This is a genomic window from Micromonospora parastrephiae (assembly GCF_016802865.1).
Classification (GTDB): Bacteria; Actinomycetota; Actinomycetes; order Mycobacteriales; family Micromonosporaceae; genus Micromonospora; species Micromonospora parastrephiae.
Genome location: NZ_JAEVHM010000032.1, coordinates 26,502 through 42,531, shown reverse-complemented (window position 1 = coordinate 42,531; position 16,030 = coordinate 26,502). Strand labels below are relative to the sequence as shown.

General features: G+C 71.2%; 14 protein-coding genes and 1 pseudogene. All 15 read left to right on the top strand.

Annotation, left to right across the window (positions count from 1 at the left end; genetic code table 11):
• Window positions 1-1,507: DUF4153 domain-containing protein (locus JNW91_RS09910; protein ID WP_203174584.1), on the top strand; the 1,507-nt coding region annotated here is incomplete at its 5' end.
• Window positions 1,508-1,551: 44 nt separating this feature from the next.
• Window positions 1,552-1,965: a DUF485 domain-containing protein gene (locus tag JNW91_RS09905; RefSeq protein WP_225854217.1), complete on the top strand. Its 414-nt coding sequence runs from the start codon at window positions 1,552-1,554 to the stop codon at window positions 1,963-1,965.
• A gap of 1 nt (window position 1,966) precedes the next feature.
• The gene (locus tag JNW91_RS09900) at window positions 1,967-3,607 is read left to right on the top strand and encodes a sodium/solute symporter (RefSeq protein ID WP_203174583.1); all 1,641 of its coding nucleotides are present in this window, start codon (window positions 1,967-1,969) and stop codon (window positions 3,605-3,607) included.
• 83 nt (window positions 3,608-3,690) lie between these two features.
• Complete coding sequence (locus JNW91_RS09895; protein WP_203174582.1) at window positions 3,691-4,455, top strand: ABC transporter ATP-binding protein; 765 nt, start codon at window positions 3,691-3,693, stop codon at window positions 4,453-4,455.
• A complete protein-coding gene (locus tag JNW91_RS09890; RefSeq protein WP_203174581.1) occupies window positions 4,440-6,140 on the top strand; it encodes an ABC transporter permease in 1,701 nt (566 codons plus the stop codon). The genes JNW91_RS09895 and JNW91_RS09890 overlap by 16 nt, the downstream gene beginning before the upstream one ends.
• 90 nt (window positions 6,141-6,230) lie before the next feature.
• Complete coding sequence (locus tag JNW91_RS09885) at window positions 6,231-7,133, top strand: alpha/beta fold hydrolase (RefSeq protein ID WP_203174580.1); 903 nt, start codon at window positions 6,231-6,233, stop codon at window positions 7,131-7,133.
• Window positions 7,105-7,647 (top strand): annotated as a pseudogene (locus JNW91_RS09880) (flavin reductase family protein); the annotation flags it as partial. The gene JNW91_RS09885 and the pseudogene JNW91_RS09880, both read left to right, overlap by 29 nt.
• Before the next feature lie 172 nt (window positions 7,648-7,819).
• A complete protein-coding gene (locus JNW91_RS09875; protein ID WP_203174579.1) occupies window positions 7,820-8,185 on the top strand; it encodes a DUF485 domain-containing protein in 366 nt (121 codons plus the stop codon).
• A 1-nt stretch (window position 8,186) separates the two neighbouring features.
• Window positions 8,187-9,854, top strand: coding sequence for a solute symporter family protein (locus JNW91_RS09870; RefSeq protein ID WP_203174588.1), 1,668 nt, complete (start codon window positions 8,187-8,189; stop codon window positions 9,852-9,854).
• A gap of 79 nt (window positions 9,855-9,933) precedes the next feature.
• Complete coding sequence (locus tag JNW91_RS09865; RefSeq protein ID WP_203174578.1) at window positions 9,934-10,911, top strand: NAD-dependent epimerase/dehydratase family protein; 978 nt, start codon at window positions 9,934-9,936, stop codon at window positions 10,909-10,911.
• Window positions 10,912-10,987: 76 nt separating this feature from the next.
• Complete coding sequence (locus JNW91_RS09860) at window positions 10,988-12,214, top strand: LCP family protein (RefSeq protein ID WP_203174577.1); 1,227 nt, start codon at window positions 10,988-10,990, stop codon at window positions 12,212-12,214.
• Between the two features lie 148 nt (window positions 12,215-12,362).
• Window positions 12,363-13,655: an LCP family protein gene (locus JNW91_RS09855; protein ID WP_203174576.1), complete on the top strand. Its 1,293-nt coding sequence runs from the start codon at window positions 12,363-12,365 to the stop codon at window positions 13,653-13,655.
• A gap of 275 nt (window positions 13,656-13,930) precedes the next feature.
• Window positions 13,931-14,806 (top strand): LCP family protein, encoded by an 876-nt coding sequence (locus JNW91_RS09850; protein ID WP_456085407.1) that lies wholly within the window; start codon window positions 13,931-13,933, stop codon window positions 14,804-14,806.
• 58 nt (window positions 14,807-14,864) lie between these two features.
• Window positions 14,865-15,200: a rhodanese-like domain-containing protein gene (locus JNW91_RS09845; protein WP_203174575.1), complete on the top strand. Its 336-nt coding sequence runs from the start codon at window positions 14,865-14,867 to the stop codon at window positions 15,198-15,200.
• Window positions 15,201-15,210: 10 nt separating this feature from the next.
• Window positions 15,211-15,999 carry a glycerophosphodiester phosphodiesterase gene (locus tag JNW91_RS09840; protein ID WP_203174574.1) on the top strand — a complete coding sequence of 263 codons (789 nt, stop codon included), beginning with the start codon at window positions 15,211-15,213 and terminating at the stop codon, window positions 15,997-15,999.
• Window positions 16,000-16,030 lie beyond the last annotated feature (31 nt).

Here is a 16,030-nt window from a genome sequence, read left to right as displayed (position 1 = left end):
CGCCGGCCGCCGCGACTCCGACCGGCACCGCCGCCACGGCTCCGCCGCCGGGACCTTCGACGACGACGGAAACTCCGACGACGACGGAACCTTCGACGACGACCGGGACCTTCGACGACGACGGGAACTCCGACGCCGTCGGTGCCTTCGACGGTCGCGCCGACGCCGACCGCCACGCCGCCTGCGCCGGCCACGGCGGCCACCGCCCCGTCCCGGTGCCACGGGGGCACCGGGGCGGGCGGCGCAGGCCGTCTGGGCCGCCGCGACGGTCGCGTTGGTCGCCGTCGGCACGGTTCGGGCTGCCGGCTGGCTCTTCGCCCTCTGCCTGCTCGCCGCCGCGGTGACCGGGACACTCGCGGTGACCGGCGGCCGGAGTCCGCTCGGGATGCTGGTCGCCGCGACGCTGCCGCCGGCCGCGACGGTACGGGCGCTCCCGTGGGCGGCACGCGGGCTGCGCAGCGGCCGTGCGGCCGGGTCGGGGATCGAGGTGGGGCGCGTCATCACCAGCCTGGTGATCTCCGCTGGCCTGCTGATGCTGTTCGGGCTGCTCTTCTCCTCGGCCGACGCGGTCTTCGCCGACCTGGTCACCGGCCTGCTGCCCGACATCTCGGTGCCCGGTGTGATCGGTTGGTCGGTGCGCCTGGTGCTGATCGGCGGTGCTCTGCTCGGTGCCGCGTACCTGGTCAGCCGCCCGCCTGACCTGGACGGCCTGAGCCCGCGGCCGGCCCGACCGGCGCACCGACTGGAGTGGACCCTCCCGCTGGTGCTGCTCGACGCCCTGTTCGCCGCGTTCGTGCTCGTCCAGTTGACGGTGTTGTTCGGCGGGGCGGGGCACGTGCTGCGCACGGCCGGGCTCACCTACGCCGAGTACGCCCGCAGCGGGTTCTGGCAACTGCTCGCCGTCACCGCGCTGACCCTGCTGGTGATCGCCATCGCCGCACGTCGGGCGCCGAAGGCCAGCCGGGGGGACCGGCTGCTGGTCCGCGTACTGCTCGGCACGCTCACCGGGCTCAGTCTGGTGATCGTCGCGTCGGCGCTCTACCGGATGCAGGTCTACGCCGACGCGTACGGCGCCACCCGGCTGCGGCTCGTCGTGGCGACCACCGAGCTGTGGCTGGGGCTGCTCTTCGTCCTGGTCGGGGTCGCCGTGGTGCGGCTGCGGGCCGACTGGCTGCCCCGGTTGGTGATCGGCACTGCGGTGCTGGCCCTGCTCGGGTTGGCGCTTGTCAACCCCGACCGGCTGATCGCGGACCGGAACGTCGACCGGTACCTGGAGACCGGCCGGTTGGACGTCGACTACGTGTCCGGGCTGTCGGCCGACGCGGTACCGGCGCTGGCCCGGCTGCCCGAGCCGATGCGCGTCTGCGCGCTGAGGCAGATCGCCGCCGAGCTGCCCCGGGATGGTCTCTGGGCGACGAACCTCGGCCGGGAGCGGGCCCGACCGGAACTCCACTCGGTCCCGGTGGCCGGCACCCTGACGTACTGTCTCGGTCTGCAGCGCTGGTGAGCGCGAACGCTTGACAATCACGCAGGGCGGGCAAGACTGCCGGGGTGGCCAAGCAACTCCCTGACGTGGGGTCGGGCGGTGCGGTCCCGCCACCCCGGCGGGCCCGGATCGTGTTGGCCGACATCACCCGGCAGGACAGCCGCGCCGAGCGGACCCGCGCCGAGTTGGCGCAGCAGACCCAGGTCGGCGAGGCGCTGGTCCGCGGTCTGGTCCGGGCCCAGCTCGCATTGGCGCTGCGGCTGTCCCTGGTGGTGGCCATCGGGCTGGGCGGGCTGCCCTGGCTGTTCGCCATCGCGCCGTCGCTCGGCCGGACCACCGTCGCCGGCGTCAACCTGCCCTGGCTGCTGCTCGGTGTGGCGTCCTTCCCGTTTTTGATCGGGGTGGGCTGGGCGTACGTGCGGCTGGCCGAGCGCAACGAGCAGGACTTCACCGACCTGGTGCAGCGGCCGGAGCGCTGAGGTGGCCAACGAGTTCGTGGTCCCGGCCATCGTCGCGGTCACCCTGGTCACCGTCGGGATCGGCTTCTACGGGCTGCGCCTGGCCCGCACCACCTCCGATTTCCTGGTGGCGTCGCGGGCGATCAGTCCGACGTGGAACGCCGCCGCCATCGGCGGGGAGTACCTGTCGGCGGCGAGCTTCCTCGGCATCGCCGGCCTGGTCCTCAAGTACGGCGTGGACGTGCTTTGGTATCCGGTCGGGTTCGCCGCCGGTTACCTGGCCCTGCTGCTGTTCGTGGCGGCGCCGCTGCGGCGCTCCGGCGCGTTCACCCTGCCCGACTTCTGCGAGCTGCGGCTGGGGTCCCGCCGGCTGCGCATCCTCGCCACCGCCTTCGTGATCTTCATCGGGTGGCTCTACCTGGTGCCGCAGTTGCAGGGCGCCGGGCTCACCCTGGCCACGGTGGCCGGCTCCCCGTACCCGGTCGGCGCCCTGCTGGTGGCCGCCGTGGTCACCGCGAACGTGGCGCTGGGCGGGATGCGGGCGATCACCTTCGTCCAGGCGTTCCAGTACTGGCTGAAGCTGACGGCTCTCGCCGTACCGGTGATCTTCCTGGCGTTGCAGTGGCAGGCCGACGGTCGCCCGGCGGTGACCCCGCCCGACGGCCCGACGTTCCGGGTGGCGACCACCGTCGTGGTCGAGCACCGCGCGACCCTCACGCTGCCCGACGGCGACGTCCGGGAGGTACGCCCCGGCGACGAGTTGACCTTCGCCGCCGGTGACCCGGTGCCGGACGTGTCCGGGGTGGCCACCGACGCCGGCGACTGGCTGCTGCCCAGCGCCGCCGGTGACGACGACCGGGGCCTGTTCGCCACGTACTCGCTGATCCTGGCCACCTTCCTGGGCACCATGGGGCTGCCGCACGTGCTGGTGCGCTTCTACACCAACCCGGACGGCGCGGCGGCCCGCCGGACGACCCTGGTCGTGCTGGCGCTGGTCGGCGTCTTCTATCTGCTGCCCACCCTGTACGGGGTGCTCGGCCGGATCTACACGCCGCAACTGCTGCTCAGTGGGCAGACCGACGCGGTGGTGGTGTTGCTGCCCGGCGCGGCCCTCGGCGAAGGGCTGGTCGGCCGGCTGCTCGCCGCGCTGGTCGCGGCGGGCGCGTTCGCGGCCTTCCTCTCCACCTCGTCCGGGCTGCTGACCAGCGTCGCCGGGGTGATCTCGACGGACGTGCTGGGCCGGGGCTCGGTACGCGGTTTCCGGCTGGCGACGGTGATCGCCGGCGGGGTGCCGACGGTGCTGGCGCTGCACGTCTCCGGGCTGGACGTGTCGCAGGTGGTCGGTCTGGCCTTCGCGGTCGCCGCGTCGAGCTTCTGCCCGCTGCTGGTGCTCGGCATCTGGTGGCGTGGCTTGACCGACGTGGGTGCGACCGCCGGCGTGATGGTCGGCGGTGGTGCGGCGATCGGGGCGGTGCTGGTCACCGTGGTCGGCCCGCCGCTGTCCGGCTGGCCGGCGACGCTGACCGCGCAACCGGCCGCCTGGACGGTGCCACTCGCCTTCACCGTGATGGTGGCGGTGTCGATGGCGACCCGTCGGCGGGCGCCGGCCGACGTCGCCGCCACCATGCTGCGCCTGCACACACCCGAAACCGTCCGCCTGTGAGAAGACCCGTCCCCCTCCAGGATGACGACGGGTCCACCCGCCGCCGGAGCGCACGATTGGCGATCGACGGATAACGTCGGCTCATGACTGTTGAGCACCCCGCGCTCGCACTGCGTGGCCTGGCCAAGCGGTTCGACGGCACGATCGCGGTGGCTGGCGTCGACCTGGACGTCCCCGCCGGTTCCTTCTACGGCCTGCTCGGCCCGAACGGCGCCGGCAAGACGACCACCCTGTCGATGGCGGTCGGGTTGCTGCGGCCGGACGCCGGCTCGGCCTGGGTGCTCGGACACGACGTGTGGCAGGACCCGCTGACCGCCAAACGGCTGCTCGGCGTGATGCCCGACGGGGTACGCCTGTTCGACCGGCTGACCGGGGCGGAGCTGCTGGCGTACCACGGGTTGTTGCGGGGGATGGACCCGGCGGTGGTCGACCAGCGGGCCGCGGAGTTGCTGGACGTGCTGGCGCTCGGCGACGCCGGCCGCACGCTGGTGGTGGACTACTCGGCGGGTATGAAGAAGAAGATCGGCCTGGCCTGCGCGCTGCTGCACGGTCCCCGGCTGCTGGTGTTGGACGAGCCGTTCGAGGCGGTCGACCCGGTCTCCGCCGCGCTGATCCGGGACATCCTCACCCGGTACGCGGCCGGCGGCGGCACGGTGGTCTTCTCCAGTCACGTGATGGAGGTCGTGGAGCGACTCTGCTCGCATGTGGCGATCCTCGCGGGCGGCACCATCAAGCGGGTCGGCACCCTTTCCGAGGTTCGCGGGGAGCGCTCGCTGGAGCAGGTCTTCGTCGAGGTGGTCGGCGGGCGCACCGCGACGGGTGAGGAGCTGTCGTGGCTCTCCCGGTGAGCGCCGCCGCGCCCGCCGCGCCGCAGCGGCCCGTCTCCGCCCGGCACTTCGTGCGGCTCAAGCTGCGGGTGATGGGCAACAACTTCCGGGGTCAGGGCTGGCGGATCGCCCTGTTCATCGGCGGCGCGTTGGTGGGGCTCTGGTTCGCCGCCAGCGGCTTCTTCCTCTTCGCCGCGCCCGGCCTGACGGGCGACGGTCGGTACGCGGTGCTGGTCGCCGCGGCCGGCGGTGGGCTGCTGGTGCTCGGTTGGCTGCTGCTGCCGCTGGTCTTCTTCGGGGTCGACGAGACATTGGATCCGGCCCGGTTCGCGCTGTTGCCGCTGTCGCGCCGCACGCTGGTCACCGGTCTGTTCGCCGCGGCCCTGGTCAGCGTGCCGGTGCTGGCGGTGCTTGTCGCGTCGTTCGGGCTGGTGCTCACCGCCTGGGGGTTGGGCGGCTGGTCCGCGGGCCTGGTGGCCGTCGTCGGGGTGGCGGGTGGGTTGCTGCTCTGCGTTGCCGCGAGCCGGGCGGTGACCAGCGCCTTCGCCACCATGCTGCGCTCGCGTCGGGTGCGTGACCTGGCGGCCGTGCTGTTGGCGGTGACCGCGGCGCTGCTCGGGCCGTTGCAGGTGTTCGGTCTCGCGGCGCTGCGCGAGGCGGACTGGACCCGGCTGACCGGGGTGGCGACCGTCATCGGCTGGACGCCGTTCGGGGCACCGTGGACCGCCGGCATCGACGTGGCGCAGGGGCGGGTCTGGACCGCCCCGGTCAAGCTGCTGATCACGGCGGCGGCGATCGGCGCCCTGCTGGTCTGGTGGTCGCGGTCGCTGGAGTCGGCGATGGTCGGCGCGGTGAGCGCCGGCAGGGCGCCGGCGCGACGCGGCGTCACCGGTGGCGCGGTCGGTCAACTGTTTCCCCGGCTCGCCGGCTGGGCCCGTCGGGACCGGTTCGGCGCGCTGGTCGCCCGGGAGGCACGCTACTGGTGGCGGGATGCCCGCCGCCGGGCGAACCTGATCACGATCGCGGTGGTCGGCATCTTCGTCCCCGTGATGATCAATCTTGGTGGCGCGGGTTTCGCGGTCGAGGACGAGCGGGGCCTCACTACGGGTGCCGGCGACAGCTCGCCGGTGCTGGTCACCCTCTCGATGCTCTTCGTCGGCGTGCTCGCCTCGGTCACCCTGGCCAACCAGTTCGGTTTCGACGGCAGCGCGTACGCCGCGAACGTGGTGGCCGGCGTGCCCGGCCGGGTGGAGCTGCGCGCGCGGATGACGGCCTTCTCCCTGTACGTGCTGCCGATGCTGGCGATCGTCGCGGTGGTGCTGTCGGTGGTGCTCGGCCGACCGGGGTGGATCGGGTTGACGGCGGGCAGCCTGGCCGCCACCTACGGCGCGGGACTGGCGGTGAACAGCTTCGTCTCGGTGCTCGGGGCGTACTCGCTGCCGGAGACGAGCAACCCGTTCGCCATGAACAGCGGCGCTGGGATCGCGAAGGGCCTGCTCACCCTGCTGTCCATGATCACTTCTGCGGTCGTGGCGGTGCCGATGGTGGTGGCCGCGGCGCTGCTCGGCGACGCCTGGCTCTGGTTGGCCCTGCCGGTCGGCGTCGCGTACGGGCTGGGCGCGGCGCTGCTGGGCGCGTACCTGGCCGGCGACGTGCTGGATCGACGTCAGCCGGAACTGCTGGCCACCGTCACTCCGCGCCGCTGAGTCGCGTCGGCGGAGGACGTCCGGCCGAACGTCGATCGGCCGCGCCCTCCGGCCGTTATGGTGCGATCAATCGGACAGAGGGCGGTCGGCATGAGCGTGCACACCCGCTACCGCAGCACGGTGGTCGACGGGCTTTCGATCTTTTACCGGGAGGCGGGTGCAGCGGATGCCCCGGTGCTGCTGCTCCTGCACGGCTTTCCGTCCTCGTCGCGGATGTTCGAACCGCTGCTGGACCGGCTCGCCGACCGGTTCCGGCTGATCGCGCCGGACTACCCGGGGTTCGGGCACAGCGACACACCGGACCCACAGGCGTTCCCGTACACCTTCGACCGGATCGCCGCGACGATGTCGAGCTTCGCCGCCGCCGTCGGCGCCGACGACTATCTGCTCTACGTGCAGGACTACGGCGGCCCGGTGGGGTTCCGGATGGCCCTCGCCGATCCGGGCCGGCTGCGCGGCATCGTGGTGCAGAACGCGGTCGCGCACGACACCGGGCTGGGCCCTCTCTGGGCGACCCGCCGGGCCTTCTGGGAGGACCGTGCCGGGCACGAGACGGCGATCCGGGAGAACATCCTCTCGTTGGCGGCCACCCGCACCCGGCACGTCGGCAACGACCCCGCGACCGAGCGGTACGACCCCGACCTGTGGGTCGACGAGCACGCTTTCCTCAGCCGTCCCGGGCAGATCGAGGTCCAGCTTGACCTGATGTACGACTACCGGACCAACGTGGCCTCGTACCCGGTCTGGCAGGAGTGGCTCCGCCGGACCCGGCCGCCGCTGCTGGTCGTCTGGGGCCGGCACGACACGTCGTTCGAGATCTCCGAGCCGGCGGCGTACCGGACCGACGTCCCGGAGGCGGAGGTGCACCTGCTCGACGGCGGGCACTTCGTGCTCGACACGCGGGCGGACGAGGTGGCCGCCCTGGTCCGGACGTTCGCCGGTCGGATCCTGGAGGCGAAGCGGTCGGGTCACAATGTTTCACGTGAATCATGAGCCGGGTGCCGAGATCCACCACACCGACCCGTTCGCGGTGCCGACCGGGCAGCGGTCACCGGTCCGCCGGCTACGCGGTCGTCTCGCCGCGCCGGTCACGCTCTGGACGGCGCCGGGTCCGGCGGGGCTGACCGTCTCGTCCACCCTGGTCGCCGAGGGGGAACCGGACCGGCTGCTCGGGCTGATCGACCCGGAGTCGGACCTGTGGGCGGCCGTCGAGGACGCGGGTCGGTTCGCGGTCGCGCCGCTCGGCCCGCCACACCGGCAGCTCGCCGACCGGTTCGCCGGCCTCTTTCCCGCCCCGGGCGGGCTCTTCGCCACCGGCACGTGGACCGACACCCCGTACGGGCCGGTGCCGGCGGACGCCGGGGGGTGGGTGGGCTGCCGGTTGGACACCGCCCGGGAGTACGGCTGGGCCCTGCTGGTGGAGGCCACCATCGAGGCGGTCGACCTGGCCGACGACGCGTCTCCGCTGCTGCACTACCGGGGTCGCTACCACGAGCTGCCGGGCTGAGGGGGCCCGACCAGGTCGACCGGTCACCGGGGTGATCTGGGTCACCTGGCGCAGCGAGCCAACCGTTCGGCGCACTCGCCGACCGGTGTCGATCTCAGCCTTCCCCGGCGCGGAGTGCGCTCTTTACGGTGCGCGAAACTCCTCTGACGCCTGTGAAGGTGGTGATCCACAGATGTCCACGGACACACCCGCTCCGGCCGCTTCCCAGTCGGACAAGTACCTGGCCGTACAACGGTCGGACGAGTTCGCCGGGCTGCGGCGTGCGCTGCGCGGCTTCGTCTTCCCGATGACCGTCGCGTTCTTCCTGTGGTACGCGCTCTACGTCATTCTCTCCGCGTACGCCCGGGACTTCATGGGCACGAAGCTGTTCGGCAGCAACATCAACGTCGCGCTGGTCTTCGGCCTGCTCCAGTTCGTCTCCACGTTCCTGATCGCCTGGCTCTACTCGCGGTACGCGGACCGGAAGATCGATCCGGTTGCCGACCGGATCCGTGCCGAGATCGGGGAGGTGACCCATGAGAACGGTCCACGCGGCTGACATGCTCCTCGCTGCCGAGGCGGGCAACCACACCGCCCGCAACCTGACCATCACGCTGTTCCTGGTGTTCGTGGCAGTGACCCTGGCCATCACCATCTGGGCCAGCCGGCAGACGAAGACGGCAACCGACTTCTACGCGGGCGGCCGGTCGTTCTCCGGCTTCCAGAACGGCATGGCGATCGGCGGCGACTACATGTCGGCCGCCTCGTTCCTCGGCATCGCCGGCATCATCGCGCTCTACGGCTACGACGGCTTCCTCTACTCGATCGGCTTCCTGGTCGCCTGGCTGGTGGCCCTGCTGCTGGTGGCGGAGCTGCTGCGCAACTCGGGCCGGTACACGATGGCCGACGTGCTGGCCTTCCGGATGCGCCAGCGTCCGGTGCGTACGGCGGCGGCGGTCTCCACCATCACGGTGTCGATCTTCTACCTGCTGGCCCAGATGGTGGGTGCCGGCGCGCTTGTCGCGCTGCTGCTCGGCATCAAGCCGGGAACGACCTTCCTCGGCATGGACGCGGCCACCGCCAAGGTGGCCACCATCATCATGGTCGGCGCCCTAATGATCATCTACGTCACCGTGGGTGGCATGAAGGGCACCACCTACGTCCAGATCGTCAAGGCGTTCCTGCTGATGAGCGGCGCGCTGCTGATGACCGTGCTGGTGCTGGCCAAGTACAACTTCAACCTGTCGGAGCTGCTCGGCGCCGCCGCCGCGTCCTCCGGCAAGGGCGACCGCCTCCTGGAACCGGGCCTGCGCTACGGCGTGGAGGTCGCCGGGAACGCGACGCAGACGTTCTACAACAAGATGGACCTGCTCTCGCTCGGCATCGCCCTGGTGCTCGGCACGGCGGGCCTGCCGCACATTCTGATCCGCTTCTACACCGTGCCGACCGCCAAGGCGGCCCGCAAGAGCGTGCTCTGGGCGATCGGCATCATCGGCACCTTCTACCTGCTCACCCTGGCCCTCGGCTTCGGCGCGGCGGCGCTGGTGGGTGGCGAGGCGATCACCGCACAGGACAAGGCCGGCAACACGGCCGCACCACAGTTGGCCGAGGCGCTCGGTCTGGAGTTCTTCGGCGGCGAACTGGGTGGCGCGGCCCTGCTGGCGATCATCGCGGCGGTCGCCTTCGCCACCATCCTGGCCGTGGTCGCCGGGTTGACCCTGGCCTCCTCGTCCAGCCTGGCGCACGACTTCTACGCGAACGTCCTGAAGAAGGGCGAGACGTCGGAGCGCCAGGAGGTACGGGTCGCTCGGATCTCCGCCCTGGTGATCGGCGCGATCTCCATCCTGTTGTCGATCTACGCACAGAACCTGAACGTGGCGTTCCTCGTGGCGTTGGCCTTCGCGGTCGCCGCCTCGGGCAACCTGCCGGCAATCCTCTACAGCCTGTTCTGGCGGCGGTTCAACACCTCCGGCGCGGTGTGGGCGATCTACGGCGGTCTGCTCTCGGCCGTGCTGCTGGTGTTCTTCTCGCCGGTGGTCTCCGGGGCGGCGACGTCGATGTTCCCGGACCACGACTGGCAGTGGTTCCCGCTGTCGAACCCGGGCATCCTCTCCATCCCGTTCGGTTTCCTGTGCGGATGGCTCGGCACGATCGTCTCCAAGGAGCACGACGAGGAGAAGTACGCGGAGCTGGAGGTGCGCGCCCTCACCGGTTCGGGCGCTCACTGACGTTCAGCACGGGCCCTCGCCGACGCCACGCGTCAGCGGGGGCCCGTTCCCGTATCCGGGGGTCGGTAGGCTGACCGGCATGAAGGTTGCTGAGCGCTTCGGTCCCGGTCACCGCGTCCTCGTCACCGGCGGCGCCGGCTTCGTCCCGTCGCACCTGGTGGACGCCCTGATCGCCCGCGGTTGCACGGTGGTGGCACTGGACAACTTCGTCACCGGCTCCAAGGAGAACGTCGCCCACCTGCTGGACCGGCCAACCTTCACCCTGGTCGAGGCGGACATCTCCGACGGCCTGCCGACCCACCACCCGGCGCTGGCGGAGCGGTTCGACGCGATCCTGCACATGGCCTCGCCGGCCAGCCCCACCGACTTCGCCCACCTGCCGGTGGAGATCCTGCGGGTCGGCTCGGTGGGCACCCTGCACCTGCTGGAGCGCGCGGTCGCCGACGGCGCCCGGTTCCTGATGGCCTCCACCTCCGAGGCGTACGGGGACCCGAAGGAGCACCCGCAGCGCGAGACCTACTGGGGCAACGTCAACCCGATCGGGGTGCGCAGCGTCTACGACGAGGCGAAGCGCTTCTCCGAGGCGGCCACCATGGCGTACCACCGCTACCGCGGGCTCGACGCGGCCATCGTCCGGATCTTCAACACGTACGGCCCGCGGATGCGCCCGGACGACGGCCGGGCGATCCCCACCTTCATCTCCCAGGCGCTGCGCGGCGAGCCGATCACCGTGCACGGCACCGGCAACCAGACCCGGTCCATCTGCTTCGTCGAGGATCTGGTGCGCGGCATCCTGCTGCTGCTCGACTCGACCGAGACCGGCCCGGTCAACTGCGGCACGGAACACGAGCTGTCCATGCGGCAACTCGCCGAGTTGATCGTGTCGCTCTCCGGCAGCAGCTCGCAGGTGAGCTACATCACCCGCAGCGCGGACGACCCGGAGATGCGTCGCCCGGACCTGACTCTCGCCCGGGAACTGCTCGGATACGAGCCGACCGTGGCGCCCGAAGACGGCCTGCGACGCACGATCGAGTACTTCCGGGCGCGGCTGGGATGACCGGCCGGCCCCGGACGGTCGATCGCTGGGTGTCGCCTGAAGGCGGTAGTGGCTCCCGCTACGTACCCTGAGTTACATGTCAGCGACCTCGTCTGCCGGCGTCCCGCACCCGTACCTGCACCGCAGCGCCGGGCGCGCCTCGGTGCCCGGCCCCGACCGGAGCGCCTCCGGGCGTGCCCGCCCCACCGAGGCACGCTGGTACCCGTCGCCCGAAGAGGAGCAGCCCCGCCCGGGCGGCCCCGGTGGGCCGAAGGGGCCCGGCGGGCCGGGTGGCACCGGCGGGTCGGGTCGACGCGGCCCTCGGCCACGCTGGGGTCGGATCAGCCTGGTGGCCGGGGTGGCGGTGCTGGTGCTGGCGTTGCTCGGTGGTGTCGGCGCGTGGCTGTACGCCCGCAACCTCGACGGTGACCTGGCCCGCACCGACCCGTTCGCGGAGATCACCGGGGGCCGCCCGACCAAGGCCGTCGAGGGCGCGCTGAACATCCTGCTGGTGGGCAGCGATTCGCGGGACCCGGACGCACCGGTCGACAGCAAGAGTCAGTGGCGGGCCGACACGATCATCGTGATGCACATTCCGGCCGACCACCAGGAGGCCTACCTGGTCTCCATCCCGCGTGACCTCTACGTGCCTATTCCGGAGAGCGCCGGCGCGGACTGCGGGTCCGGTCAACGCGCGAAGATCAACGCCGCGTTCGCGTTCGGTGGGCTGCCGCTGGCGGTACGCACCGTTGAGTGTTTCACCGACGTTCGGATCGACCACGTGATGGCGATCGATTTCGGTGGCTTCAAGGAGGTCACCGACGCCCTCGGCGGGGTGGACCTGAAGGTGGAGCGGACCATCACCTCGATCCACAAGCCGTACCGGACGTTCACCAAGGGCACCAACCACATGGACGGCGCGGAGGCGCTGGACTGGATCCGGCAGCGCAAGCAGTTCCCGGACGGGGACTTCGCCCGCATGCGGCACCAGCAGGAGTTCCTCCGGGCTCTGATGGACAAGGCGGCGAGCACCGGCACGCTGGCGAACCCGAAGAAGCTCAACGACTTCCTCCAGTCGGTGACCGCGGCCGTAACCGTGGACCAGGGTTTCTCGGTTACAGACATGGCGCTGCAGTTCCGCAACCTGCGCGGCCAGAACCTCACCTTCGTGACCAGCCCGAACTCGGGCAGCGACACGATCAACGGCGAGTCGGTGGTGGTATCCGACCGGGAGAAGGCGTTGGCCATGTACCGCGCCATGTCGGCCGACACCATGGCGGACTGGGTGAAGGCCAACCCGCCGAAGGGCAGCGACGGCGGGTAACCGGGTGCCCACCGGTTCAGCGATCGAATGGCGACGATCGACCGAATCGCGGAAAATGCCGTCCGGATGGCCCGGGGATGAACTCGCCAAGTCGAATCGATGTACGTACAGTGGTGCCGCCCCCTCCTGATCACGAGCTGGAGCACGAATGCCGGTTCAGGCCAGTCGTCGCCCTTCATCCACCGGGTCCGCCGCCCCCAGCGGCCGGATCGCCGCGTCCATCCCCGTGCAGCCGGGCCGTTCGACCGGCGGGCCGGGTGGGCGGCCGCCCGGTGACGGTGGTGGCGGTCGGGCAGGTGGTGGCGGTCGGGCAGGTGGCGGCGGTCGGGCAGGTGGGCCGGCGAAGAAGCGGACCCGACGTAAGGATCCCCTCTGGGCCCGGCTGACCGTGATCTTCGGTGCCGTGCTCATGCTCAGCAGCGGGGTGGCCATCGTCGGCGGCAAGGTGCTGATCGGGCAGGCGACCGGCGACATCGCCCAGCGCAACCTGCTGGGTGAGGCCGGCAAGTCCGACGCCGAGGGCGGGGCGAGCCTGGACGGCCCGATCGACATGCTGCTGCTCGGCGTGGACGCACGGGAGCGCTGGGCCGCCGACGACGTCCGCTCGGACAGCATCATCATCCTGCACATTCCGGCCTCGCACGACCAGGCGTACCTGATCTCCATTCCGCGTGACACCCAGGTCCAGATCCCGCCGTTCAAGGCGAGCGGTTACGCCGGCGGCACGGACAAGATCAACGCTGCGTTCCAGGCCGGCGCCCGCAACGGCGGCGGCTGGGAGGGCGGCGCCCAGCTGATGGCGCAGACCATCAAGCGGCTCACCGGGGTCAGCTTCGACGGCGCGGCGATCATCAACTTCGGCGGCTTCAAGAACGTCATCGACACCCTCGGCACGGTGAAGATCTGCGTGAGCCACGAGGTCAAGTCGAAGCACATGTCGTTCGTCGACGGCAAGCCGATGTGGAACGCGGACGCCAAGAAGACCGGCAAGAAGATGACGCCGGTGGTGCACAAGAAGGGCTGCCAGGAGATGGAGGGCTGGGCGGCGCTGGACTACGCCCGGCAGCGCTACGGACTGCCCGGTGGTGACTACGACCGCCAGCAGAACCAGCAGCAGCTGATCAAGGCGATGGCGCGCAAGGCCACCGACGGCGGGACGCTCACCAGCCCGACGAAGCTGAACCAGCTCATCAAGGCGGCCGGCAAGGCGTTCGTGTTGGACACCGGCGGCGCCAAGATCGAGGATCTCATCTTCACCATGCGCGGGGTGACCGCCAACGAGCTGACCATGCTCAAGACCAACAACGGCACCTTCAACGGCAACGGCCAGGGCAGCGAGGCGTTGAACGAGGAGACCATGGCCATGTTCGGGGCGCTCAAGCAGGACAAGCTGGCCGAGTTCATCTTCAACCACCCCGAGGTGATCTCCACCCGCAAGTGACGGCCACGGTGGCGGCCTGAGGTCGCGGAAACGCCGCGATGAACCCGTCACCGTCCGTAGTCTGACGTGAGCAGGTTTCGCGTATCGGCTGCGGGGAGGCGGTCACGTCCAGGTCCGAACGCAGAACGACGGGTCGGGCCGATTCGGCCCCGTCCGCCCGGTCCCGTCGCGCCCGCGGGTCGCGGATCCTGCTCGGCATCGGCCTTGCCCTCGTCCTGCTGGCCGGGCTCGCCGCGGTCGGCCTCAAGTCACTCAGCCACCGGTACGACCGCACGGTGACCAAGGAGCAACTGCTCGACCCCGGTGCCCGCACCAGCCGGACCGACCTGGACGGGCCGCTCAACTACCTGCTGGTCGGCTCCGACCGCCGCCCGGGTGACAGCGGGCCGGACCAGCGCTCCGACACCATCCTCATCGTGCACGTGCCCCCCGGGCAGCGGGAGGCGTACCTCGTCTCCATCCCGCGCGACCTGCTGGTCGCCATCCCGCCCGCCAACGGCTTCAAGGGCGGCCCGGACAAGATCAATGCCGCGTACGAGCACGGCGGCGGTGGACAGGCCGGCACCCGGCTGCTGTCCACCACGCTGAACCGGCTCACCGGTATCCGGTTCGACGGCGCCGCGCTGATCGACTTCTCCGGCTTCCGGAAGGTGATCGACCTGCTCGGCGGGGTGCGGATGTGCGTGGACACCGAGGTTCGCTCGATCCACACCAACCGGGTCTTCCCCACCGGCTGCCAGCAGATGAACGGCGCGCAGGCGCTGGACTACGTACGGCAGCGCTACGATCTGCCCGGCGGCGACTACGACCGGCAGCACCACCAGCAGCAACTGCTCCGGGCGATGCTGGACAGCGCCGGCAAGGCCGACCTGCGCAACAACCCGATCAAACTCGACCAGGTGCTCCGCGCCGTTGGCGCTTCGTTGACCGTCGACACCAACGGCGTACCCCTGGAGGATCTGCTCCTCGCGCTGCGCGCGCTGCCGCCCGACGGACTGCGCGGGGTCCAGGTGCCCTCGTCCCCGCAGATCATCGACGAGGTGTCGTACGTGGTGCTGGACAACGGAGGCAACGGGCTCTTCGAGGCCGTACGCGGTACACGCGTGCCCGCCTGGGCGCAGGCCAACCCTCGATGGGTGTCCCGGTTGTGACGGTGCCGACGGCCCGGTCGGTGCGGATCCGGCCGCCAAGGATCTAGTGTTGCTTCCTGTGTTCGGACCCCAGGTTCCCACCGTGCCCGTGACCGAGATCGCCGACGACACCTACCTGCTGGACGTGCGGGAGGACGACGAATGGGCGGCGGGCCACGCCCCCACCGCCCACCACCTGCCGATGATGGAGCTGCCGGCTCGGCTGGCCGAGGTGCCCACCGACCGGGACGTGGCTGTCATCTGCCGCTCCGGCGGACGTTCCGCCCAGGTCGTCGCCTACCTGGTCAACAACGGCTGGGAGCAGGTGCGTAACGCCGACGGCGGGATGCGCCAGTGGGCCGCCGTCGGCCGGCCGGTGGTCGACGCGAACGGGCAGCCCGGCCAGGTCATCTGAGGCGGCCGGGATGGGCGGGCCTCTGGTCTTCGCGCACCGCGGCGCCTCGTACGACCTTCCGGAGCACACCCTCGCCGCGTACCTGCGCGCCCTGGACGAGGGCGCGGACGGCCTGGAGTGCGACGTCCGGCTGACCCGGGACGGGCACCTGGTCTGCGTACACGACCGGCGGCTGGATCGCACCAGCAACGGTCGTGGTCTGGTCAGCGCACGTACCCTCGCCGAGTTGGAGGCGCTGGACTTCGGTTCCTGGCACCCGGGCAGCGCGGCGGGCGGTGACCTGCCGCCGGACGAGTCGCACACCCGGCTGCTGACCCTGGCCCGGCTGCTGGACGCGGTGCTGGCCGCCGGTCGGCCGGTTCGGCTGCTGGTGGAGACGAAGCATCCGTCCCGCTACGGCTCGGCGGTGGAGCGGCGTCTGGTCGATCTGCTGCGCCGCTACGGGTTGGCCGATCCGGCGCCGGACGACCCGGTCCAGGTGACCGTGATGTCGTTCTCCCCGCTGGCGATCCGACGGGTCCGCGAGCTGGCCCCGACGCTGCCCACGGTGCTGTTGCTGGAGGTGCTGCCGCGCCTGCTGCGGCTGGGTCGGCTGCCGTTCGGCACCCGCATCGCCGGGCCGGGCATCGGTCTGGTCCGGGCCCGTCCGCACCTGCTGCCCGCGCTGCGCGCGGCCGGCAACGAGGTGTACGTCTGGACGGTCAACGAGCCGGCCGACCTGGAGTTGGTGCTGGCCGCCGGTGTGGATGGGATCATCACCGACCGGCCGGCGCACGCCCTGGCCCGGTTGGACCGGTGACCGGCAGCGACCGGCGGGGGTGCCCAAATCC